Source organism: Lactobacillus isalae (assembly GCF_947539375.1).
GTDB classification, from domain to species: Bacteria; Bacillota; Bacilli; order Lactobacillales; family Lactobacillaceae; genus Lactobacillus; species Lactobacillus isalae.
Window position 1 is genome coordinate 366,593 of record NZ_OX443569.1, and the last position, 23,124, is coordinate 389,716.

Below are 23,124 nucleotides of genomic sequence, written 5' to 3' on the forward strand. Positions count from 1 at the left end.
TAATTTTACAATCAGCGGGTTTATAAAATTAAATAAATAAAAAATTTTGAGTTAAGATTTCTGCAACTTATTTAAGAAATAAAACCGTTCATTTATATATCGATCACAAAAAGACTTTCTCTCTGTATTCTAATAGTGAATTCAGAAAGGAAGTCTTTTTTATGTTGATTGAAACTTTTAATTTAACTAAGAAATATGGCAAAAAGTTAGCCCTAAATAAGGCAAACTTACAAATTGATCGGGGACAGTTAGTAGCTTATTTAGGTACTAATGGTGCAGGTAAATCAACTACTATTAATATTTTGACAGGTCTACTTACGCCAACCAGTGGCACAATTACTTATGCTCCAAATTTAAAAATTGGTATTGTATTTCAAAATAGTGTTTTAGATAATGTTTTGACTGTTAAAGATAATTTATATTTGAGGGCACACATGTATCACAACGTTTCTAAAAAGTGGCTTGAAACTCTAATTGAGTTAATTGGGATCAAAAATTTTTTAAATCAAAAATATGGTACCTTGTCTGGCGGTCAAAGACGAAGAGTTGATATTGCTAGAGCATTAATTGATCATCCAGATATTTTATTTTTAGATGAGCCGACAACTGGGCTAGATTTACAAACAAGAATCGTAATTTGGAATTTACTGCAAAAATTGCAGAAAGAACAGGGGTTAACGATTTTTCTAACTACTCATTATTTAGAAGAAGCTGAAAATGCGGATCAAATGTATATTTTAGAAAATGGAAATGTTCTAGCTAATGGATCAGCAAAAGAAATTAAAGAAAAATATGCTCCAAACAAATTAAAACTAATCCTAAAAAGAGATCAAAAAATCAAAACAGATTATAAACCTTTTCGTACTAAGGGAGATCAAGTTGAGATAGATGGGTTAGATAGTCAACAGGTAATTGAGTTGTTAAAAGGTAATGAATCAAAGATTATTTCATTTGAATACCAAAAAGGATCAATTGATGATGCTTTTATTAAAGTTGCAGGAAAGGAATTGCAATAATGATTGCCTTAATTAAAAGAAATATCAAAATCTATTTTGCCAATAAGCCGGGAGTAGTCATGTCATGCTTTGGGGCTTTAATCTCATTTATAATTTATATTGGATTTTTACAACAAAATCTTGTTAGTTCCTGGAGATATGTAAATCATGCAAAACAGCTATTAGATTTATGGATGTTAGGTGGGATTGTTTCAATAGCGGGAATTACTACTTCATTTCAAGCTCTTGGTCAAATGGTCAATGATAGAGAGAATCGGGCAATAGATGATATGAAATTAACTGCCTTAACTCCAATTAGTGAGAGTATGGCTTATGTAGTATCAGCTACTATAGTGAGTTTTTTGATGCAGATCGTTACGTTTATCGTCATGGCGGTTTATTTCTCAGTAGTAGATCAGGTAAAAATTGCGACCAGTGCATATTTACCTAGTTTAGGATTTATGTTATTGGGGGCAGTCTGCGCAACCTTGTTGAACTTAGTAATTGTTTTATTTATTAATTCGTCAACTACTTTCAGCCGTTTATCTGCAGTAATTGGAGCAGCGGCTGGGTTTATGGTAGCTACTTATATGCCATATGGAACTTTATCAAAAACAGCTCAAAATATAGTAAAATTATTTCCAAGTAGTTATGAAGCAGCAAGCTTTAGAAGTTTACTTTTAAATAAAATAAGCCAGCAAGATGTTCCGGCTAGAATGCGTCAAGCGTTGATTGAATACTTAGGAATTCACTTTAAACTTGGTTCTCATCAATTGAATAATTGGGACAATGCTTTGATGATAATAGTTATGTCGGCTGTTTTAGGAATTGTAGTGAGTTTTTTAGCACTCATTTTGGGTAGAAAGAAGAAATAATACGTGATTGTAGAATTTGAGCCAAATTCTAATTTAAAAGAAGATCAAATTGAAGTTAAAGTAGTATCTGTCGAAGAGACGCAGCAAGTAAAGAAGCTAATAGATTATATTAAGAATTTCGATAAAAAGGTAGGTTCTATTTTGCCTGTTAAAACGGAAGATAGAATTTTAACTGTAAAAATTGATGAGATCATTAAAATTGAAGTTGAAAAAATTGAATTAACTTTTTATACAACAAGTGCAGTTATTAAGACTAATGGGCGCTTGTATCAAGTTTTAGAAAAACTAAATAATGATTTTGTACAAGTTTCTAAGCATGGAATTATTAATTTGAATTATCTTGAATCGCTTGAAGCGGGATTCACTGGTAACATGGTTGCAAGATTAGACTTTAAGCAAAAAACTGATGTATCAAGAAAATACTTACCTGAATTAGAAAAGAAATTAGGATTATAAAATGAAAATTTGGCAAAAAATTTTAGATTATTTTGTAACTGGAATAGGATTTGGCGCAATTACGTATTTATTTATTCTTGGGATAGTCTCAAATAATGTTGGAGATATTGATGTTCCTTTAAAAAGTGTTTTAATTGTTTTTATTTGTAGTGGTCTGATTGGAGAATTAAGTTTTTTGTTTCAGGCTGATTTATCTTATTTACTTGCTTTAGTTTTTCATTTAATTGGAACATTCAGTTTATTTTCAATAATGATGATACTTAATCATTGGATTATTAACTGGCAAACTTTGCTTATTTTCATTCTCGTATATATTGTAATTTGGATTATAATTCGTTTAACACAGCAAAGAGATATTAGAAAGATTAACCAACAGATAAAAAAGAGAAGTAGACGATAAATAAAATGTAAGGTAAAGAATAAGCCATAGCTTTCAAAAAACTATGGCTTATTTTTTTATTATTAATCTAAATTTTCACCGTTTGAATCAATAACTTTCTTATACCAATCAAATGAATCTTTTTTATATCTTTTAAGTGTGCCTTGACCGTAATCATCCTCGTCGACATAAATGAAACCATATCGTTTTTTCATTTCACCGGTACTTGCGCTTACTAAATCAATACATCCCCATGGAAGATAACCAATTAAATCCACACCATCTTCAGTTACCGCTAGTTTCATTTGCTTAATATGAGAGCGTAAATAATCTATGCGATAGTCATCATGAATTTTATGGTCTGAGGTTAATTTATCATATGCACCAAAACCATTTTCAACAATGAAGAGTGGTTTGTGCCATCTGGTTGTCATCCAGTTAAGTGCGTAACGTAAACCTACTGGATCTATTGGCCAACCCCAATCGTTTGTTTTAATGAACGGATTAGCTATTAAGTCAGAATATTCCTGATAATTCAAATGATTTGGATACTTAACAGCAAATGACATGTAGTAAGAAAAACCGACATAATCGACTGTCCCCTTTGTTAAAATCTTTAAATCGTTATCAGTAATATCTAGATTAAAATGTTTATTCTCAAAGTATGCCTTTAACCAGTTAGGATATTTTCCATTTACATGCACATCTCCAAAATACAAGCGAGTATCCATTGCGCGATTAGCAAAGAGAATATCTTGAGGATCAGAAGATGCAGGATAAATAGGACAAAAGGCTAACATACAGCCAATTTTCAAGGACGGATCAATTGCGTGACCAATTTGGACTGCTTCAGCACTAGCAACTAATTCATAATGTGCCGCTTGGTACATAAGCTTTTCTTTATCGTCTTCAGGTTTAAATTTAATTCCTGAATTTTCATAGACAGAGATATCACTTTCATAGTTTGTTTGATTATTAATCTCGTTAAATGTCATCCAATATTTCACTTTATTATGATATCGTTCAAAACAAACATGGGCAAAGCGAGTGAAGAAACCTATTAACTTTCGATTAGACCAACCGCCATATTTTTTGACCAGATTAATTGGCATTTCAAAATGAGACAAGGTAATGACCGGCTCAATATGATATTTGAGTAGCTCGTCAAATACTCGATCATAAAATTTTAACCCCTCTTCATTTGGTTTATCTTCATCTCCGTTAGGGAATACTCGTGTCCAAGCAATTGAAGTTCTAAAAGCTTTAAATCCCATTTCAGCCATCAATTTAATGTCTTCTTTATAATGATGATAAAAATCATTACCAAGATGATTAGGATAATACTGATCAGTTTCAATTGTATTTGTTAACTTCCGTGGATGGTCATGGTTGCCTAATGTCATGAAGTCGGCAATAGATAGTCCTTTACCATCTTCGTTATATGCACCTTCTAATTGATGAGCAGCTACTGCACCACCCCAAAGAAAATTTTTATTAAGTGTTCTTCTCATAATTTTTCTCCTTGTACTGTTTTAACTAAGAAAAATTATATGAAAGAGCTTACTTTGATGGAAGACATATTATTAGTTTAGGTAAAGCTTTCTAGTATTAGATTTAGATACCAGGTTTGGAACAAGGTGTTCTAATTGTCTAGTTGATTGCGTAATGTTGTGACAATTGCTTCAACGATATACATTGCTGGAATTTGTGAAGATAGATCGTAGTATCGGTGGAGTCTATATTCTTTTTCATGGTATGTTAGTGAATATCTGCTCATACGTGCAATAGTACTTGTAGGATCACCAGTAATAGAAATGATGGTCGTATCTTCATCATTAACAAAACTATTTAAAAGTTCAATTAATTCAGTAGTTTTTCCCGATACAGAAAAGCAAATTAACGCATTATTACTTGTATTTCTTAAACGTGCATGTAAAGGATAAAAAGGATCAGTTACTAGACTAGTATTATAACCAAGGGAAGCTAATTGACGTGAAGTATATCCAGCAGTATAGGCTGATGACCCCATACCTAAAAATATAATGTTGTCACATTCAAATAATTTGTCTGCAACAATTTTAACCTTGTTAACTATATCGCTTGGAAAATTATTTTTATCGATAAAATTAAAGGTATGGATAGCTGGATTGCCTTCATTTTTATTTTTTATAAATGTTTTAAATTCTGGAAAACTATCGAATCCCATTTTATGAATAAAGCGCATTACTGAAGAATTCGAGACATGAGTCTTCTGGGCAATATCGCGTACTCGCATGTACACAACTTTATCACTATTTTCAGTTACGTAGCGGTATAGAGCCATATCTACACTAGAAAGAGAAGATAAGTCTTTGAATCCAAAAAAGGCCATATGAACCTCCAAAATAAATATATATCTTATTAGTACTAAAAGAACACTATGTTCCAATTAAGGAATATTATACTTCCTTTTCAAACTCGTTTCAGAATGATCTAGGTATATTGTATTATTAATAGCGCTTTCATAAAATTGAGTATGTAAGAGATGAAAAGAGGGGAAAATTATGAAAGACTTCGTTAATAAGCATATATTGCCACCAGTTATGAAATTCGTAAATACTAAAGCAATACGTGCTCTAAGAGATGGGATGTTATTATCATTACCATTTATTATGGTCGGATCGCTATTTTTACTTTTAGCTTCCTTCCCAGTACCCAGTGTTGCTCAATGGATGGATCAAACGGGTTTAACACGTTTTTGGAATCAAGCCTATAATGCTTCATTTGGGATTGTTGCAGTTTTTGCTGTAGTTGGGATTGCCTACACTTGGGCTAAGAATGATAAAGTGGACCCGTTACCAGCAGGAATGACTGCATTTGTTGGCTTTTTGATTATTATGAATCCTACTACAGCGGTAATGGATGGTAGTAAGACAATTATTTCTTCAGCTAAAGCACCTAGTTTATTAAGTGGCTTTATAGATCGTACATGGTTAGGCGGTCAAGGAATGATCGCAGCTATTATCATTGGTATGATTACAGGGTGGATCTATTCCTGGTTCGTTAAAAATAAGATTACTATTAAGTTGCCAGATCAAGTTCCACCAGCTGTAGCAGGATCATTTGTAGCTTTAATTCCTGCAGCTGTTTTAACGACTCTTTGGCTAGCTGTGTATGCATTCTTTGATAAAGTAGCTGGAACTACACTTACAGAGTGGATTTACCATACTATTCAGACCCCATTGCAAGGATTATCTGACTCATTTGGTGGAATTTTAATAATGACGCTCTTAGTGCCATTTTTCTGGTTCTTTGGTGTTCATGGCTCAACCTTGGTTGGTGGAATAGTTGGACCAATCTTAAGTGCAAATGCATTACAAAATGCAGCTATTTTCAAAAAATATGGTTATGTAGATGCTGCTCATGGTGGTCATATTGTTATTCAGGGATTGTTTGATCAGTTTTCAACTGTAACTGGTGCAGGCATGACAATTGGCTTGGTAGTGTTTATGACTTTCTTTGCTAAATCCCAACAAATGAAAGGAATAGGTAAGTTAGCATTGGTACCGGGAATATTTAATATTAATGAACCTGTGCTATTTGGTGTTCCGCTTGTATTGAATCCTTTATTAGCAGTACCATTCTTTATTATGCCGCCTTTGTCTGCTGGTTCGACATATTTATTAATTAAAGCAGGAATATTGCCATATTTGAATGGTGTACAAGTACCTTGGACGACTCCTCCAGTAATATCTGGATTCTTAATTGGAGGATGGAAAGTAGCTATTTGGCAAGCAATAATTTTGATTGTTAGTTTCTTTTTATATTTACCATTTGCCCGTAAATATGACAACATGCTTTATGCACAAGAACAAAGTAAAAAATAAGTTTTAATCATTTAGTTGAATATTAGAGAGTTCATTAATAAGCAAAAACATTAATGGACTCTTTCTATATCAATATCTAACTTAAAAAATGTCAATAAGTGACTTGTTTCATAAATAAATACACCATAAAATATCTTTTGTAAGCGCTAAACATTAGAAGAAAGGATAATAATGAAAAAGAATTATTTGAGCATTGATATTGGTGGAACTAACGTAAAATATGCAGAACTTGATAATGCAGGAAATATTCTTGAACAAGGCAAAATCAAGACATCACATAATAAAGAACAATTTTTAAAAAATATTGATCAGATTGTAGATAAATATGTCAGGAAGGGGGTTAAAGGATTAGCTTTTTGTGCGCCAGGAAAAATCGCTCATACTAAAATTCATTTTGGTGGAGCACTTCCTTTTCTTGATGGAATTGATTTTGCGGAAAGGTATAAAAAATATGGTCTACCAGTTGCAGTAATTAATGATGGTAAAGCTAGCGCCTTAGCAGAGAACTGGCTTGGTAGCTTGAAAGATATGAAAAATTGTGCTGCGATTACTTTAGGTACTGGAGTTGGCGGAGGAATAATTGTTAACGGTCAACTTTTAAACGGGGCGCACTTTCAAGCAGGTGAATTAAGTTTCTTGCAGCTTAATATGAAAGAACCAGGATTTGACGGATTTGCTGGTGGTTATGCTTCGGCTGTACAAATGATCAAGAATGTTAATAAAGCAATTGAGAATGATGATGAAACTGATGGGTTAGCTGCCTTTGATGCAATTAATAATGAAGATAAAAATGCGAAGAATATTTTTGATGAGTATTGTAAGAGAATTGCTGCTATTATCATTGATATTCAAGCAGTCGTTGATTTAGATGCAATTGCAATTGGTGGCGGTATTTCTGCTCAGCCAATTGTTGTTCAGGGAATTAATCAAGCTTATGATGAAGTTTTAGCAGCTAATAAAATAATTAGAGATACTTTTACTCGTCCAAAGATAGTTGAAGCTAAATTTAAGAATGGAGCTAATCTTTACGGTGCTCTGTATAATCTCTTTATCCGTGTAAATGGCGAAAAATTATAATGACATATGGTAAAAAAATCAAGCAACATGAAATTGTAGTTCCAACTGATCCATTGCCTGTTTGGTATTTTGTCTTTCATGATAATAATTCCGAAAAATATATTGCCCCACATTGGCATCGCGGAATTGAATTAAGTTATGTTGAAAATGGCAGAATAGATGATTTTTTGATCAATAAAAAGCATTATTCTTCAAAATCTGGAACAATTTTGGTAGTAAATACGCAAGAAATTCATAGTATTCATAATTTTAAAAATAAGGATTCTTTAGCTTTATCGATTATTTTTCCATATGATTATCTTATAAATTTATATCCAGATATTGCGCACCAGATTATTAAGATTAATGATCCAGCTAATTTTAGTAATGAGCAGAAACTAGCTTATTCTCATCTGCAAGGGTTGCTTGGTCAATTTATTAAAGTTAGTTTTTTAGAAGTTCCAACTAAACATTTAGAACAGCAGCGTTTAATTGATGAGATTTTATGCTTGCTTTTGACTAATTTTACTGAAGATAAAAAAGATCAAAAGCAGATTAGTGATCGCAAAGCTTATATCATCAATCGACTGCAATATATTACACAATATGTAAATAACCATTATCAAGAAGAGCTTAATCTAGCTCTTATTGCAAATAAATGTAATATTTCTAAAGAATATTTAGCACGTTTTTTTAAAAAAGAAATGGAACTCACAGTCGAAACATACATTAATAATGTTAGGGCTGAACATGCTTATAAGGAGTTGAAAAGTCGAAAAAAGAACCTTACGCAGATTGCCATTGACAATGGTTTTTCTAGCATTAGGACAATGAACCGCGCCTTTGACAAGCTATATGGCCAAAGTGCATCAAAAATGAAGAAAAATTTAGTGAAAGAGGTCAATTAAAGCCAATTAATGGTTAAGATTGACCTATTTTTTGTATTAATTTTTAGTTATTATGTAAGCGAATTCAATGAGAGAGGGAAATATGATGAAAGATCAAAATATTTTAGAGGCAGTTGAAAAAATGCGTACGGACTGGAAGAAAAATGATGATAAAAGAGATGGCGGATTGCCACATGATATTCCAGAAGTTACGCGCATAAACGACATTCAATATGGTGAAGATCCAAAGTGGAACTTATTAGACTTATATTTACCAAACAATGTTAAAGGGAAAATTCCTGTCATTATTAATATTCATGGCGGTGGTTGGGTTTATGGAACGAAAGAAACATATCAATTTTATGGTTTAGGGATGGCTAAGAGAGGATTTGCTTTTGTTAATCCAAACTATAAATTAGGTCCAGAAGTAAAGTTTCCTAAAGAGCTTGACCAAGTAAATGAATATATTCATTGGGTAGCAGACCATGCTGATGAATATAATCTTGATAAAAATAATGTTTTCTTAGTGGGAGATTCGGCTGGAGGCCAGATGGCAGAACAATATACTGCTATTTTAACTAATCCAGAATATCGTGAAAAATTTGGCTATAAATTAACGGATTTGAAATTTAGAGCAGTTGCTTTGAACTCTCCAGCTACATTCATGAAGGATCCAGGTATGATGATGGAAGCCACTTTAGCTTACTTTGATCCTGAAGTAATGAAAGATTCTAAGAATCAAGATTTAATTAATGTTGAAAAATATATCACTAAAGATTTTTTACCAACTTTTATTTCAACAGCTAATGAAGATTTTATCCATGACTGTGCTGTTAGATTAGATGGTTTCCTAAGAGCAAAGGGAGTAGAAGTAATTCAAAAATCCTGGGGAGATGAAAAACATCCCGAACCACATGTTTTTTTAATTAATCAAAAAGATGAATTAGCTAAAAAAGCTAATGACGAAGAAGCAGAATTTTTTAGAAAGCATATTGTTAAAGATTAAGTATAAGTAAAATGGGGTAAATAAGATGAAAGAAAAGAATCCGCAAGATCATTTGATCTTTAAAATATCACTGCTATCGATTTCGATTTTTTTGATGATGGCACCTGCCATTGCTCCAGCTTTACCGTTGATGTATCATGCGTTTCCAGGTGTGGATAGGGCCGGAGTAGAGATGTTATCAACAATTCCAAATATCGGAATTGTAATTGGATTATTAATTAGTCCATTTTTAATTAAATTAATAGGAGAAAAACCAACCATTCTTACTGGGTTGGTGATAACATTATTAGCTGGTACTTTTCCGATGTATGCGACTGCTTATACTCCAATTTTAATTTCAAGATTTTTAATTGGTGCAGGTATTGGCTTGTTTAATTCGCTTGCTGTCAGTTTAATTCCGCAGTTTTATAGCAGTAATGAAGAAAAATTAGCTACAATGGTTGGTTATCAAAATGTAATGGGAAGTTTGGGAGCTGCACTTGCGTCATTTTTAATTAGCTGGCTTTTAACCATCTCATGGCATGCAGCCTTTGCAATTTACTTCTTAGTAATTCCTGTTTTGATTTTATTCATTCTCTTTGTTCCACTTCCTTCATCAAAACAGACAAAGAATAATGTGGCAAAGAAAGCAAAAGAAAAGCAAACAATTAACGGTAAGGTTGTTTTAATTTCAATTTTAATGTTCTTTATTTTCTTGTTTTATATGCCAATGAGTTTTAAGATTCCTGCTTTAGTTGTTCAAGAAAAATTAGGAACAGTTAGCGAAGTTTCAGCTTTAACTGGGGTTTTAAACCTAGTAGGAATTCCAATTGGTGCTTCATTTGGCTTCTTCTTTAAAAAGTTACATGACAAGATCTTTCCACTGGGCTTTAGCTTAGTAGCAATCGGTTTCTTCTTAATTGCTTTAGCAAGTAACTTTATTATACTAAGTTTAGGATGCTTGATTTTAGGAATTGGTTTTGGGCTCGGCGTTCCATATATGTACAATTGGCTTGATTGGTCGGCTCCTGCTAATTCGATTAACTTAGCAACAACGATTGTCTTAGTTTTAGTCAATGTTGGTTGCGCAATTTCACCGATGATTATTAATGCAATTAGCTCAAGTGCTAGAACAGGATTATTAATATCCGCAATTTTCTTTACTTGCTTTTCTATTTATGCAGTTTGTCACTATCTAAGAGTTCATAAGAAACAGAGTATTACTGCTCAAAATTAAATATTTTGTTAATAAGCGCTGGAAATAAAATCTAGCGCTTTTTTCGTATATTAAGTTATAATTAAGCAAAAACTCACTTTTATTTGCGAGGGACTTATGAAAAAATTTTTTTACTTAATAATCGAGACGTTAATATTAGTAATTTCGATTATTTTCTTTACTAAACCAGCTTTAGCTGACGTAGATTACAATATTACGAATGTCGATGTTACTGCTCGCGTTAATCCTAATGGGTCGCTTACAATGGAAAGACGGATTACTTATGATTTTGACGATGATGCACATGGTGTTTTTTATCAGCAAAATCTGGCAGAGAATCAAGAATTAAAAAATCCGCAAGTTAGGATTGTTTCTGAGAAAAACTCGCAACCGGTTTTAGCAAATAATAATCATGAAAATAATACATATGAGTTAAGTCATAGCGATCATGGCTATCGTTTTAAAGTTTGGCATAATGTGAGTGATGGCGATAAATTTACGGTGATTTATACTTATGAAATTACCAATGCAATTATTAACTGGAAAGATACAGCTGAACTTAATTTTAAAATTATTGGCAATGGCTGGGATACAGATCTTGATAATGTACGTGCAGAAGTGATTTTTCCTGGACCGGTTAAAGATTTGAAAGCTTGGGCCCATGGAGATTTGTCTGGACAAATTTCAGTTAATCCTGAAAAAGGTAATATTATTATGACGGCTAGCGATGTTAGCGGAGATGAAGGAATCGAAGTTCATAGTATTTTTCCAAATGAAGTGACTAATCAAAATAAAAATATTAGAACACAAAATCATCGAAATTACGTTCTAGAGCAAGAAGCAAGACTTGCGCGTGAGGCTAATGAGCGTCGTCAAAGAAGTAAGATTCTGGGTTTAGGGGCTTTGATATTTTCGGGTTTGTTGTCCGTATTAGTTATAATTAGAAGTCTTACTTTAAAAAACTCAGGCGTTAAACCAGAAAAAGAAAAACAATTGCCAAGAATTTATGATATTCCTGCTGTTTCACCTGTGATTGCTGAAATTTTAGATATAGATGATAAACCAAGTTCTAAAGCTTTAACTGCTTACTTAATGGAATTAGCTGTTCAAAAGAAAATAAAGATTGATCCTGTTAAAGTAAGAAGAAAAACGTATTACGAAATTTCTTTGCTTGATAAAAATATATTAGATTCCAATTCTTTATTGAAGTATCTATTTGATAATGTTGGTGATGGTCAAAGTTTTACAACTTATAAGCTTAAAAAACACCGATCTTCTAAATTAGGTAAGATTTTTGCTAAATGGCAAAAAGAGAAAGTTCAAGAAGCAGATCAAGCTGGCTTTTTTGACAAAAAAATTGAGTCAAAAAAGAGCAATAATTTAATCTTGATGATTATCTTGCTTGTACTTAGTGGTATTGGAATAGTTGGAGCTTTCTTCTCAAGTGAAGGAACAGCAAGCTTATTTGTAGTAGCTATAATTTTATTAGGACTAGCGGTAATGCTTGCGATCTATAGCAATCAAAAATTGTCACCGTATACCGCTAAAGGAGCAGAAGAAACAAATAAAGTACGTGGCTTTAAGAAAATGCTTGATGAAATCGGTAATTTTAAGATGCGTGAAGTGGGAGAACTAGCTTTGTGGGAAGAAATTATGCCATATGCAGTTGCTTTAGGCGTCTCAAAGAAAGTATTAAGACAGCTAAAGCTAGAGTTTGCGGATGAAATTGACGATACTAATCTTATCTTCTGGGGAACTTTTTATAGCAATGGTAGAGATGGTTTTGCAAATAACTTTAATTCTAGTTTTGATTCAGGAGCTAACTTAAATTCATCTGTTTCTGGTGGTTCAGGTGGTTTTTCAGGTGGATCGTCTGGCGGCTTTGGTGGCGGCAGCGGTGGAGGAGCTTTTTGATTATGAGTAAAATAAAGATTAGAGAATATCAAAAAAGTGACTTCAATGATTTATGTGTAATTCACGATCAAGCAAGAAAACAAGAATTAGCGGCTGCTAACTTAAAGGCTGCTTTTAAGCCTTTGAAGATCGCGACAATTGAAGAGGATTTATTTTCATATAATATTTATGTGGCAGAGACGAAAGAAAAAGTTGTTGGTTTTGTCGCATTTAGTGATGATGAGCTTGCGTGGCTTTATGTAGATCCTAGTTTTCAAAAACAAGGGATTGGAAGTAAGTTAATTGAATTTTCGTTAACTAAAATGAAGCGACCAGCTTATTTAGAAGTATTAACGGGTAATCCTGCCAAAAATTTATATGTACATAAGGGATTTGAATTCTTAAAACATGAATCGGGAAAAATGCCAGGAAACGAGGCATTTCATGTTGAAGTAGATTTATTAGCTTATAAATAGGATAAAAAATGACAGTTTTAACTGATAAAATGTACTGGATTTTCGATCAAGAAGGATTTTAATTATGCAAAAATTACAATTAAACGTTTCTGTTAGTAAAGAAAATCTTCAAGGATTAAATCAAATTGTTCAATTAGATAATTATCGTGATTTAAATGATTATCTTGAAAAAATGCTAATTCAAATTTTTTCAGAACACTATACTAATTTGCCAAACCCTCACGCCAAATATTGGTTAAAAGGCAATAAACTTATTGAAGAATTAAATGGCAGTATTGTCGATCCAATACCGCCGTTTGCCTCAACTAAATTTATCTTAACTTTACATGATCCGCTTTTTAACAATGAATCAATTTTAATGTCAATCCAAGAAGCGTTTGGTACATTATCTTATTGGGATTTAAATCGAATTGTTGACTATTTATTAACTAACTTACTAAAAGATGGTAACGAAAAATTTGATATGCCTTTTAATAAAACCGCTAAACTAGCCTGTGGCGATCTTCATTCAGACATTGAATTGGCGTTAACATTTGCGCAAGCTGGTGACGATGATGACGAATAAAGCTAAAAAATTATCGACCCGTGTTTTAAAAAAATATGACATTATCTATTACCCTGCCAGACAACCTGGTGAGGATGTAAAAAATCGACCATTTTTTGGCTAGCTATCGTTTGAATTCATTAGCTGACTGTAATCCTTGCATTGGGGTTATGCTTGATAAAAAGCAATTGCAGGTCTACTTAATGTTTCAATATTACAAGAGTGATCAGCGTGAAGGAACGGCGAGCCAGTATAATAAACTGCTAGATGATATACCAGCTTGGAGTGCCGATTTAGATTTGTCTAATTGGTATCTTTGGGATAAAAATGAAATGGAATTTGCGGATCATTTAAGCTTAAGCGAGTATTTGAATGATCCGATTAAGAAAGAACAATTTAATAAAGAAGCTAATCAAAGTAGCTTTTTATTAGGAAAATTTACATTTCGTAATCATGACGAAGTTAAAAATATGGAGAAATTCATTCAAGAGGGAATTGAAGTCTTAATTCCTTTGTATGAAAAACTAAGTTAAGTAATAAAAAAGTTGGGGAAAATTTGCGAAAAAGACAAGAATATATTTGGTGTTTAATTGAACTTTCTAATGGTAATAAAGAATGGTATTGCTTGAGTAAGGTGTTAAGACGGGCACTTTTTATTGAAAAGAAACACAATAAATTTTGGAAACAAACTATGATTGGTAACTATATTACTGTTGCTAGAAGTAAGTACATTAAAGGGCGAGCTAGGTTAACAGTTGGTCGAATTGAAAAGATTAGAATTCATAAAAAAGGGGCTGCTGATTGGCACTGGAGCCGAAATCAATTTGTTACGGCAGAACATTTGCTTGATTTAAAGGATTCATATAATTACTTAAGACACGACTATTGTTGGTACAATCGTTTAGCAATCAAAGTGTCGTTAATCTATTGGCATAATAAACTAATTCAAATTAGATTGAATTCAAAACGCTATACTCTTAAAAAGAAACGTCTTAAGTTAGAAAGAATAGTGAAATGAACGAAAAACTTTTAATTAGTCAAGATCTTTCCTGCCTTGGTCAAGTTTCTCTAAGCGTTGCTCTTCCAATTTTGGGAGCGTGTGGCTATCAACCAGATGTATTGCCAACGGCAATTTTGTCTACGCATACTGGTGGTTTTGGTGATAATACTTTTTTAAGTCTAAATAGTGAAATGAATAAAATTATTGCTCACTGGCAGGAGCAGAATATTTATTTTGAAAACTTATATTTAGGTTATTTGGGCAAAGGTGCCATTGATTTTTGGTTGCAGCATATTTCTACTTTTAAGAATAGTAAAGTATTATTTGATCCGGCAATGGCAGATTCAGGCAAGCTATATCGCGGATTAGATGCAGATTATGTGATAAAAATGCGTATGCTTGCTAATTTCGTGACGATTTTGACGCCTAATTTAACTGAAGCTTGCTTGTTATTGGATAAGAAGTATCGAAATTTTTCGATTAATGAGATTAAAGAGCTAAGTTTAGAATTAAAGAAAAAATTTGATCTAAATGAAGTATTAATTACTGGAATTTCAATGCAGGACAAAATTAAAATTGTTGGAGTTTCATCCAATGATAAAACTTTTGTAATAGAAACTGCTAAAGTTGAACGTTCATTTTTTGGTACAGGCGATATGTTTGCAAGCAGCTTATTAGCAGCAATTTTAGCTGGTTATTCTCTAAAGGAGAGTTCGCAGGTGGCAGCGACTTTTGTTAAAATGGCAATTAAAGCAACTGATTTAACTCAAGATAAACGGTTAGGGCCTAATTATGCAGGTGCCTTATCTTGGTTAATGAAGAAAGTAGAGGAGAAAAAAGGTTAGGAATGCGAACAAAAGAAAACTCATTAGTTTCAATAATTATGACTGGTTTATTTGCGGCGATAATTTATCTAGGAGTCTGGGTCTTACGAATCCCGGTGCCCGCTTTAGTTGGTCGTCCCTTTATCCATTTTGGTAATACTTTAACTGCTGTTGCAATTTTGTATCTGGGATATAGAAATGGAATGCTAGCAGGAATTATTGGCTTGGGCGGTTTTGATTTACTTAATGGTTATGCCGCAACATCTTGGTTAACAATGCTTGAAGTAGTGGTAGTTGCAAGTGTTTTGACGGCGGTCTATAAAGGAATGCACTATCAGGATAGTAAAAGAAATATTATTATTTTGGGAATCATTGCTGGAGTAACTAAGATTTTTACTACTTACTGCGTTTCGATTGTAGAGGCTTTAATGGTAGGAACTAGTTTGAATGTGGCTTTAGTGAGCTCTTTTGTTAGTTTACCAGCAACAGTCATCAATTCGATTTCTACAGCAATCTGTACTCCAATCCTATATTTTGCAGTCCGTGATGGCGCAAGGAGAATTTTAAGAAGGACTGCTTAATTAAAATAGATTTGTTATAATTTTGATTAAAGATAAAAAGGAGGAATTTTAAATGCCATTTGTACATGTAGAACTAATTAAGGGTAGAAGCGATGAACAACTTACTCAAATGATGAAAGATATCACCGAAGCTGTTCATAAGAATACTGGTGCTCCAAAAGAACATATTCATGTAATTATTAATGAACTTGATAAACATACTTATGGTCAAGGCGGGGAATGGAGGGCTTAAAAATGAAAAAGTTTTCTATTAATCGCTTAATAAAGTTGGGGCTAAGTTTTAGCGTAGTCTGGTTTGTTTATTTTTTGTTTTTTAGCTTTAAAAGTCCAACTGATTTTTCAAACCTAAACACCTTACCGACAGCTAGAATAATTAGTCTATTTGTAATTCTTATCGTTATAAGCTTATTTTTAGGTTTTATTTTAGCTGGTGTTTGGCTTAGTATAGATCAACCAAAATTTAAGTTTAAGTGGGAGTATCTATATAAAGGAATTCTTGTTGGAATAGTGTGGGCAGCTGTTGATATGTTTATGGTTAGTTCAGGAAAGTTTATGATTATTCCAGTAATTATTGACTTAATTATAGGTACTTTAATTGGAATGTTGCTTTTTAGTCGAAGAGCGTCCAAAAAATAAATAAAAAATCGTGATTAGCAATTAACTAATCACGATTTTTTTGTTTAGTCTAATCTTCTTTTTTTGCTTCTTCTAAAGCCTTCATGATTGAAGGATTCTTTGAATGACAATCTTTTAACATTTGGTAATCTTCTTCAGATAATGTAACAGTGTACTTAGTCATGATTTTTCCTCACTTTTTATTTTTTACCTTTAATATATCACTTTATTGATAGAATTGATAAAGAAATTTTGAATTGAATATTGTTAAATAGCTATAATAGATAAAAAGTAAGTAAGAAAGTGGTTAAAATGTTTGACTATCGAAATAATTTAAAAAGAATATTAAATAATACAGAAGGCGACGAAAAAAGCCTGAAAAATAGCTTGAATGCAATTAAGTTGGTATTAGGAATGACCGGAGAGAGTAGTGAAAATGGAGCTGATGGTGAACTTGATCCCAAAGTTATTGCACAAATAAATACTTTTTTACGGGGAATAACTAAATTAATTGAGCGTCCTGGTAATAAAGATGCTAAAAAGACAGCTTTAGGAGCACTACATAAATTAACTTTTGATCAAAATATTACTGCCAATTTTGGAAAACAATTAGGACAGCTGGATCAAGCAATTCAATCATCTGAGGAAACAAGTAGTGCAGTAAATAGAAAAATTTTTGAAGAGGCATTAAAGCCTAAAAAAGAAAAAGTACGTGACTATCGAAAGGGAAGACGTTATACAGTTATTCGTGCATTGAAGGGTGCAGATCTAATCAATGATAATGGAGAAGTGGTTTTTGAAGTTAATGAAAGTCAAATACACGATTTAAACCTAAAGAGTGGCGATATTGTTGAAGCTATACCTGTATCAGATGGATTAAATGAAGCTGAAGTTTTACGAGTTGTCGGCTATAGAAAATTGCGCAGTCGTGATTATGACAAAATAGAAGATTTTAAGTATGGTGTAGTACAAGGAACCCTTGGAAATCTAAGCGTTTCGCGTAATATTCACGGAGAAAGGTTAACAATTAATCATAAGCCGGTGATTGTTGCCCTTGATTCTAGTTATTATCAAAATGGAAGTGTGCATCTAGAAGATGGTTCAATTGTTGACTTGGCTTGGTATACCGGTGACGTAAGACTCAAAAAAGATCCAGCTAGTGCTGTTCAAATTCGATGGATCTATGAAACGGAGCAGCCAAAGCGAGTTTCTAAAACTAAGAAAGAAAAGACAAAATCGACAGTAAATACTCAAGAATTATCAAAATTAGATATGAATTTGCATTATCAAAGAGTAGGCATCGCAGTTGGTGATAATCAAAATGAGGCGATATTAGAAGGAATTGTTAATCGCTATAACGGTATTCCTATCCCGATTGATGCATTTGAGGGAAAGAAAAAAATAATTGAAAATCAAATTAAGGATTTGGATATTGTGATTTTGGTTACTGCATTTGCAGCCCATGATAGTACTTGGAATATTAGGGAATTTGCAAGCAAGTATCATGTGAAATTTGCTGTCAGCTCAAGCAAGGGATACCAAGCGTTTGAACGAGCATTATATCGAGCAGAAAATGGAATGCCTGCTTATGAAGGTAATCAACAATTAGAATATAAAATGTTAAAAAACAATTAGGAATAACATCACTAGCTGACAGGATGGATGAGAATCGGATAAAATATTAATAACTTATTTTTAGGAAGGATGACGAAATGACAAAAAACATCAAAAAGAAATCTTGGATGCGTTGGCTAGTCTTTTTAGCTGGCTTAGAAATTATCGCCATTTCTATTAATTTCTTCTATGGTCCAATTAATATTGCAGCTGGTGGCTCAACTGGTATTTCAATTTTAGTTGATGCAGTATGGGGTATTAATCGTTCAATTACAGTTTTAATTGTTAATATTTTAATGCTCATTCTTGCAGCAATTTTTTTAGGAAAAAAGACAACGAAAAACGTTGCCTTAGGTAGTTTATTGCTTCCTGTTTTAATGGAAATTACGCCTAGTTTTAAAATCACTAATAATCAATTGCTAGCAGTGATCTATGGTGGTGCTTTAATGGGGCTGGGAGTGTCATTGCTTTATCGCGTTAATGCATCAAGTGGTGGAACGACAATTCCACCAATGATTTTAAAGAAATATTTTTATATTAATCCAGCCGTTGGCTTGCTTGCGATTGATATGATTATCATTTTTCTTAATATATTTGTGGATGGTTGGAACGCCTTTTTATTAGCCGCACTTTCTCAAGTAGTGACAGCAATGACTATGAATTATGCAGAAGCCGGCTTTGACCGCAAATATCAAGTGAGAATTATGAGCAATGAACATTTTGATGAATTAAAATCCATGCTGCTTGATAATTACAACGGTTTAACAATTTACGATGTTGTTGGTGGCTATAGTGATGACGACAAAAAGCAACTATTATTAGTAGTTGATACCCGTGAATATGGCCCTTTGATCAGTAAAATCCACGATATTGATCCCGAAGCATTTATTATTACTGATACGGTAGCCAGAGTTCATGGTGGCCAATGGGGACTATAGCCATGTATTTTTGTACAGGTCTTCTTTAAAGCCACAAGTTAAATTTTCACCATCAGTGACTAAAGGTCTTTTGATTAATTTGCCGTTTTGAGAAAGTAGTTTGCTGGCCTCTTCAATAGACATTTCCCCGATTTTATCTTTTAGTTGCATCTGGCGATATACTTGTCCCGAAGTATTAAAAAAGTATCTCAATCTACGATCTTGAAACTTAGTTAGCCACTTAAGCAAGTCTTCTTGTTTAGGTGGCTTTTCTACTAAATCTTGATACTGATAAGCAATCTGGTGATCATCTAGCCATTTCTGAGCTTTTTTTGAAGTTGAACAACGTTTATAACCATAAAATTTAAGCATAATTTTTCTCCTCTTTTTAAAAACATCTACTAGATTTATTCTATTATTTTTTTAGAAATTTTGATATTGAATTGCTTTAAAAGAGGGATGAGAGTATACTGTAAGAGTTGTATTTGTGGAAACCTCACATCTGCAACCGCACGTTTATGGGGTTAGAAGAGAATTAACGTTAATTCCACCTCACACGGCGAGTCTAAGTATTTTTTCGGAGGTGTACAAATGTACGCAGTTATTAAAACCGGTGGTAAGCAATACAAGGTTGCTAAAGGCGACAGCGTTTTTGTTGAAAAGCTTGAAGTTAAGCCTGGCGACGAAGTAACTTTTGATGAAGTTATTCTTGTAAACGATGGTAAGTCAACTAAGATTGGTACTCCAGTAGTTGAAGGTGCTAAAGTTGTTGCTAAAGTTGAAAAGCAAGGTAAGGAAAAGAAAGTTGTTACTTTCAAGTACAAGCCTAAGAAGCACTCACACACTAAGTACGGTCACCGTCAACCTTACACTAAAGTAACTATCGAAAGCATTGAAGCTTAATTAAGGGGTGAAACAAATGATGATTAATAATCTTGAAGCACTTAAATTATTTGCCCACCACAAGGGTGGTGGTTCAACTGCTAACGGTCGTAACTCAGCTGGTCGTCGTTTAGGCGCAAAGCGTGCTGATGGTCAAAAGATCAACGCAGGTTCAATCATTTTCCGTCAACGCGGTACTAAGATCCACCCAGGTAAGAACGTTGGTATCGGTGGCGACGACACTTTGTTTGCTTTAACTAGTGGCGTTGTTAAATTCGAACGTTTGGGCAGAGATCGTAAACAAGTTTCTGTTTACCCAGTTGAAGAAGCAAAATAATTCTTTTTTGCAGACTGGACGTCCCTAAGGAACGTTCAGTCTTTTTTTATCTACTCGGGAGGTAGGGCATATGTCTTCAGACCAAGAGTTGCTAACTTTAATTAATAATCGAATTAATAAAACTACTAAGTTGATTAAAGAAGAACAAGCTGATGCATTGGTTATTTTTAATCAGGCTAATTATCGTTTCTTGACTAATTTTTCTGGTGAAGAAGCAGAACTTATTTTAACTGCCAATGGAGATCGAGTTTTATTATCCGATTCACGTTTTAAAGATCAGATTCGTCATCAAGCCCCTGGCGAGATGAAAGTAGTTATGCAAACAATGGACGTGGTGCAAGAAATTGCTAAGCAATTGAAACAGTTAGATGTAAAAAATGTTTTAGTTGAAGGTGAATTTATTTCGGCAACACAGTTTGAAGCTCTAAAGTTGTCTTGCCCTGACCTTAATTTTATTTTAAGTGCTGAATTAGTAGAAAAAGTTCGTAATGTAAAAGATGAACTTGAACTAGCAACTTTGCAAAAGGCAATTGATATCTCTGCGCAGAGCTTTAAAGAAATTTTGCCCTTGATTAAGCCAGGTGTTAGTGAGCGAGCTATCGGCGCAAAATTAGACTACTTATTTAAGATGAATGGTGGGAATGGTCCGTCATTTGAAACAATTGTTGCGTCTGGATACCGTGGAAGTTGGGCACATGGAGTAGCTAGCGATAAGAAAATTGAGTCAGGTGAATTAATCGTAATTGACTTTGGTAGTTTTTATCATGGCTATACAGCTGATATCACTAGAACTGTAGCTTTAGGACAAGTAGAGCCAGAATTAGAAAAAATATACTATATTGTACTTGAAGCTCAAAAACGGGGGATTGCTGCAGCAGTTGCTGGAAACACTGGCCAAGATATTGATCGTGCTGGTAGAAATTATATTAAAGAACAAGGCTACGGGGAATACTTTGGTCACGGAATTGGCCATGGGATTGGCCTTGAAGTACATGAACTTTGCACTCCAGCAATGCCATATGGTAAAGAAGTTATGAAAAACAATATGGCAATTACGGTTGAGCCTGGTATTTACTTGCCAGATCGTGGCGGTGTTAGAATTGAAGATGATGTCTTGATTAAGGACAATCATCCTTATGTAATGTCACAGTTACCAAAAGATGAGCTTTTAATTCTATAAATTCGTGTAATTATGCGGTTAATGTTGCGAAACAATAGATAAGATTGGTAAGATAAGTAAGTGTAGAAATGAGGTAATTTTACTATGACAATGATCTCAGTTAATGAATTTAAAAATGGATTAACTATTGAATATAACAACGATTTATGGCGTATTGTTGAATTCCAACACGTTAAGCCAGGTAAAGGTAGTGCCTTTGTTCGTTCAAAGCTTAAGAGTTTAAGAACTGGTGCAGTTCAAGAATATACTTTCCGTTCAACAGCTAAGGTTAACACTGCTGATATTCAAACTAAAGCAATGCAATACTTATACAATGATGGTACAAGTTTTGTATTTATGGATACTACTACTTATGAACAACTTGAAATTCCAGAAGCTCAAGTTGAAAGAGAATCTAAATTCTTGAAAGAAAACATGGTAGTTAACGTAATTATGCACGAAGGTGAAACTTTAGGTGTTGACTTGCCAAATACAGTTGATCTTGAAGTTGCTGAAACTGAACCAAACATCAAAGGGGACACTTCTTCCGGTGGTGGTAAGCCTGCAACTATGGAAACTGGTTTAGTAGTTAACGTACCATTCTTTATTAATCAAGGTGATGTATTAACTATTAATACTGCTGATGGTACATACGTTTCTCGTGCAAATAAATAATTTTTGAGGTAAAAAATATGGCTGATAATTCAACGATTCTTTTATCAAGCAATGACAAAGGCGATGAAACCCGAGTTGACCTTGGTGTTTTAGAAGTTATTCTAGGAATTGCTGCCAGAAAAGTCGATGGCGTCAGCGAAATGCGTGGGACGCTAAAAACTGGCATCAATACTCTTTTTGGTCGTTCTAATCAAGGTAAGGGTGTTTCCTTAAGTGTTGAAGATGATAAGTTAACTGCTGATGTTTATGCTTATCTTGACTATGGTGTAAATGTGCCAAAAGTATGCGTCGAACTGCAAAAAAACTTAACTTTGCAATTAAAGCAAATGACAGATTTAGATTTAACTCAAATTAATATTCATGTAGTTGGCTTAGTTTCAGAAACAGAAGATACTGAATCTGAAGTTAAAGCTGATACAGAAGCACTTTTCCCAGATGATAAAGAGGACGAGGCTAACGACTAAATGACACAGCATGAAATGAGAAGAATTGCGATGCAAGCAATTTATTTGGCTAATCAAGGTAAATTAACTGATGCAGAAGAAGTTTGTCAAAAAGCTTTAAAGGCTTTAGAACTTAAGGATTTTCCGGATTATTCTGCTGAATTAGTAAACGGTGTTTTAGCAAATAAAGAAGAACTTGATGCGCAATTAAGTAAATATTTAAAAAAGGGTTGGCGTCTTAATAGAATTAACGAAATAGATTTGGCAATTCTAGAAGTAGCTCTTTATGAAATGCAAAATAGCAAAGTAATTGATCCAGTAGCTGCTTTAAATGAAGCACTAAATTTATGTGATGAATTTAGCTCTAAGGAATCTAAAAAATTTATTAATGGTCTCTTGGCCAATTTCATTAAGAAAGACTAACTAATGAGTCGGCTCGTTGAGCCGAC

Annotated in this window: 28 protein-coding genes, 1 pseudogene and 1 other annotated feature; of the genes and pseudogenes, 26 read left to right on the forward strand and 3 right to left on the reverse strand. The window is 33.3% G+C overall.

The window, feature by feature from the left end:
- The first annotated feature begins 161 nt into the window (after positions 1 to 161).
- The 4 genes from QM512_RS01695 to QM512_RS01710 are packed head-to-tail and all read left to right on the forward strand — an operon-like array spanning position 162 to position 2,726.
- Positions 162 to 1,016, forward strand: coding sequence for an ABC transporter ATP-binding protein (locus QM512_RS01695; protein WP_282805818.1), 855 nt, complete (start codon positions 162 to 164; stop codon positions 1,014 to 1,016).
- Positions 1,016 to 1,870, forward strand: coding sequence for an ABC transporter permease (locus tag QM512_RS01700; protein WP_282805819.1), 855 nt, complete (start codon positions 1,016 to 1,018; stop codon positions 1,868 to 1,870). The genes QM512_RS01695 and QM512_RS01700 overlap by 1 nt, the downstream gene beginning before the upstream one ends.
- A gap of 3 nt (positions 1,871 to 1,873) precedes the next feature.
- Positions 1,874 to 2,326, forward strand: a complete 453-nt coding sequence (locus QM512_RS01705) for a LytTR family DNA-binding domain-containing protein (protein ID WP_282805820.1) — start codon at positions 1,874 to 1,876, stop codon at positions 2,324 to 2,326.
- Position 2,327: 1 nt separating this feature from the next.
- The gene (locus QM512_RS01710; RefSeq protein WP_282805821.1) at positions 2,328 to 2,726 is read left to right on the forward strand and encodes a DUF3021 domain-containing protein; all 399 of its coding nucleotides are present in this window, start codon (positions 2,328 to 2,330) and stop codon (positions 2,724 to 2,726) included.
- 62 nt (positions 2,727 to 2,788) lie between these two features.
- On the opposite strand, the gene QM512_RS01715 is transcribed toward QM512_RS01710, so the two are convergent.
- Entirely contained in the window at positions 2,789 to 4,216 is a 1,428-nt protein-coding gene (locus QM512_RS01715) for a 6-phospho-beta-glucosidase (protein ID WP_282805822.1), read from the reverse strand.
- 131 nt (positions 4,217 to 4,347) lie between these two features.
- Complete coding sequence (locus tag QM512_RS01720) at positions 4,348 to 5,076, reverse strand: MurR/RpiR family transcriptional regulator (RefSeq protein WP_282805823.1); 729 nt, start codon at positions 5,074 to 5,076, stop codon at positions 4,348 to 4,350.
- Between the two features lie 172 nt (positions 5,077 to 5,248).
- Between QM512_RS01720 and QM512_RS01725 the strand changes: the two genes are divergently transcribed.
- The 16 genes and pseudogenes from QM512_RS01725 to QM512_RS01800 all read left to right on the forward strand — a co-directional run bounded on the left by QM512_RS01725 (position 5,249) and on the right by QM512_RS01800 (position 19,200).
- On the forward strand, positions 5,249 to 6,571 hold the full coding sequence (locus QM512_RS01725; RefSeq protein ID WP_282805824.1) for a PTS sugar transporter subunit IIC: 1,323 nt from the start codon (positions 5,249 to 5,251) through the stop codon (positions 6,569 to 6,571).
- Between the two features lie 171 nt (positions 6,572 to 6,742).
- Positions 6,743 to 7,648: an ROK family protein gene (locus QM512_RS01730; RefSeq protein ID WP_282805825.1), complete on the forward strand. Its 906-nt coding sequence runs from the start codon at positions 6,743 to 6,745 to the stop codon at positions 7,646 to 7,648.
- Positions 7,648 to 8,535: an AraC family transcriptional regulator gene (locus QM512_RS01735; RefSeq protein WP_282805826.1), complete on the forward strand. Its 888-nt coding sequence runs from the start codon at positions 7,648 to 7,650 to the stop codon at positions 8,533 to 8,535. Before QM512_RS01730 ends, QM512_RS01735 begins: the two co-directional genes overlap by 1 nt.
- 85 nt (positions 8,536 to 8,620) lie before the next feature.
- Entirely contained in the window at positions 8,621 to 9,520 is a 900-nt protein-coding gene (locus QM512_RS01740; RefSeq protein ID WP_282806437.1) for an alpha/beta hydrolase, read from the forward strand.
- Positions 9,521 to 9,545: 25 nt separating this feature from the next.
- On the forward strand, positions 9,546 to 10,736 hold the full coding sequence (locus QM512_RS01745; protein WP_282805827.1) for an MFS transporter: 1,191 nt from the start codon (positions 9,546 to 9,548) through the stop codon (positions 10,734 to 10,736).
- A 96-nt stretch (positions 10,737 to 10,832) separates the two neighbouring features.
- Positions 10,833 to 12,629 carry a DUF2207 domain-containing protein gene (locus tag QM512_RS01750; RefSeq protein ID WP_282805828.1) on the forward strand — a complete coding sequence of 599 codons (1,797 nt, stop codon included), beginning with the start codon at positions 10,833 to 10,835 and terminating at the stop codon, positions 12,627 to 12,629.
- 2 nt (positions 12,630 to 12,631) lie between these two features.
- On the forward strand, positions 12,632 to 13,084 hold the full coding sequence (locus tag QM512_RS01755; protein WP_282805829.1) for a GNAT family N-acetyltransferase: 453 nt from the start codon (positions 12,632 to 12,634) through the stop codon (positions 13,082 to 13,084).
- A gap of 64 nt (positions 13,085 to 13,148) precedes the next feature.
- Positions 13,149 to 13,649, forward strand: coding sequence for a hypothetical protein (locus QM512_RS01760; protein WP_282805830.1), 501 nt, complete (start codon positions 13,149 to 13,151; stop codon positions 13,647 to 13,649).
- Positions 13,650 to 13,735: 86 nt separating this feature from the next.
- Positions 13,736 to 14,161: pseudogene (locus QM512_RS01765) on the forward strand (HI_0552 family protein); the annotation flags it as partial.
- Positions 14,162 to 14,184: 23 nt separating this feature from the next.
- On the forward strand, positions 14,185 to 14,646 hold the full coding sequence (locus QM512_RS01770; RefSeq protein WP_282805831.1) for a DUF7679 family protein: 462 nt from the start codon (positions 14,185 to 14,187) through the stop codon (positions 14,644 to 14,646).
- Positions 14,643 to 15,473: a PfkB family carbohydrate kinase gene (locus QM512_RS01775; RefSeq protein WP_282805832.1), complete on the forward strand. Its 831-nt coding sequence runs from the start codon at positions 14,643 to 14,645 to the stop codon at positions 15,471 to 15,473. Before QM512_RS01770 ends, QM512_RS01775 begins: the two co-directional genes overlap by 4 nt.
- Positions 15,474 to 15,475: 2 nt before the next feature.
- Positions 15,476 to 16,033, forward strand: a complete 558-nt coding sequence (locus tag QM512_RS01780; RefSeq protein ID WP_282805833.1) for an ECF transporter S component — start codon at positions 15,476 to 15,478, stop codon at positions 16,031 to 16,033.
- Positions 16,034 to 16,085: 52 nt separating this feature from the next.
- A complete protein-coding gene (locus QM512_RS01785; protein ID WP_003647546.1) occupies positions 16,086 to 16,265 on the forward strand; it encodes a 2-hydroxymuconate tautomerase in 180 nt (59 codons plus the stop codon).
- A gap of 2 nt (positions 16,266 to 16,267) precedes the next feature.
- A complete protein-coding gene (locus QM512_RS01790) occupies positions 16,268 to 16,669 on the forward strand; it encodes a hypothetical protein (RefSeq protein WP_282805834.1) in 402 nt (133 codons plus the stop codon).
- Between the two features lie 291 nt (positions 16,670 to 16,960).
- Positions 16,961 to 18,283: a DUF2325 domain-containing protein gene (locus QM512_RS01795; protein ID WP_282805835.1), complete on the forward strand. Its 1,323-nt coding sequence runs from the start codon at positions 16,961 to 16,963 to the stop codon at positions 18,281 to 18,283.
- Positions 18,284 to 18,360: 77 nt separating this feature from the next.
- The gene (locus QM512_RS01800) at positions 18,361 to 19,200 is read left to right on the forward strand and encodes a YitT family protein (protein ID WP_095076864.1); all 840 of its coding nucleotides are present in this window, start codon (positions 18,361 to 18,363) and stop codon (positions 19,198 to 19,200) included.
- On the opposite strand, the gene QM512_RS01805 is transcribed toward QM512_RS01800, so the two are convergent.
- The gene (locus QM512_RS01805) at positions 19,195 to 19,551 is read right to left on the reverse strand and encodes an arsenate reductase family protein (RefSeq protein ID WP_282805836.1); all 357 of its coding nucleotides are present in this window, start codon (positions 19,549 to 19,551) and stop codon (positions 19,195 to 19,197) included. The two genes, QM512_RS01800 and QM512_RS01805, sit on opposite strands and share 6 nt — an antisense overlap.
- A 124-nt stretch (positions 19,552 to 19,675) precedes the next feature.
- Positions 19,676 to 19,756: a sequence feature (ribosomal protein L21 leader region), on the forward strand.
- 14 nt (positions 19,757 to 19,770) lie between these two features.
- Between QM512_RS01805 and rplU the strand changes: the two genes are divergently transcribed.
- The 6 genes from rplU (at position 19,771) to nusB (ending at position 23,098) form a co-directional block, all read left to right on the forward strand.
- Positions 19,771 to 20,082 (forward strand): 50S ribosomal protein L21, encoded by a 312-nt coding sequence (gene rplU, locus QM512_RS01810; protein ID WP_003647543.1) that lies wholly within the window; start codon positions 19,771 to 19,773, stop codon positions 20,080 to 20,082.
- Positions 20,083 to 20,098: 16 nt separating this feature from the next.
- Positions 20,099 to 20,398: a 50S ribosomal protein L27 gene (gene rpmA / locus QM512_RS01815; protein ID WP_003647542.1), complete on the forward strand. Its 300-nt coding sequence runs from the start codon at positions 20,099 to 20,101 to the stop codon at positions 20,396 to 20,398.
- A 70-nt stretch (positions 20,399 to 20,468) separates the two neighbouring features.
- Positions 20,469 to 21,578, forward strand: coding sequence for an aminopeptidase P family protein (locus QM512_RS01820; protein ID WP_282805837.1), 1,110 nt, complete (start codon positions 20,469 to 20,471; stop codon positions 21,576 to 21,578).
- Positions 21,579 to 21,662: 84 nt separating this feature from the next.
- A complete protein-coding gene (gene efp, locus QM512_RS01825; RefSeq protein WP_282805838.1) occupies positions 21,663 to 22,232 on the forward strand; it encodes an elongation factor P in 570 nt (189 codons plus the stop codon).
- Between the two features lie 17 nt (positions 22,233 to 22,249).
- Positions 22,250 to 22,696 carry an Asp23/Gls24 family envelope stress response protein gene (locus tag QM512_RS01830; protein WP_282805839.1) on the forward strand — a complete coding sequence of 149 codons (447 nt, stop codon included), beginning with the start codon at positions 22,250 to 22,252 and terminating at the stop codon, positions 22,694 to 22,696.
- Positions 22,697 to 23,098: a transcription antitermination factor NusB gene (gene nusB, locus QM512_RS01835; RefSeq protein WP_282805840.1), complete on the forward strand. Its 402-nt coding sequence runs from the start codon at positions 22,697 to 22,699 to the stop codon at positions 23,096 to 23,098.
- Positions 23,099 to 23,124 lie beyond the last annotated feature (26 nt).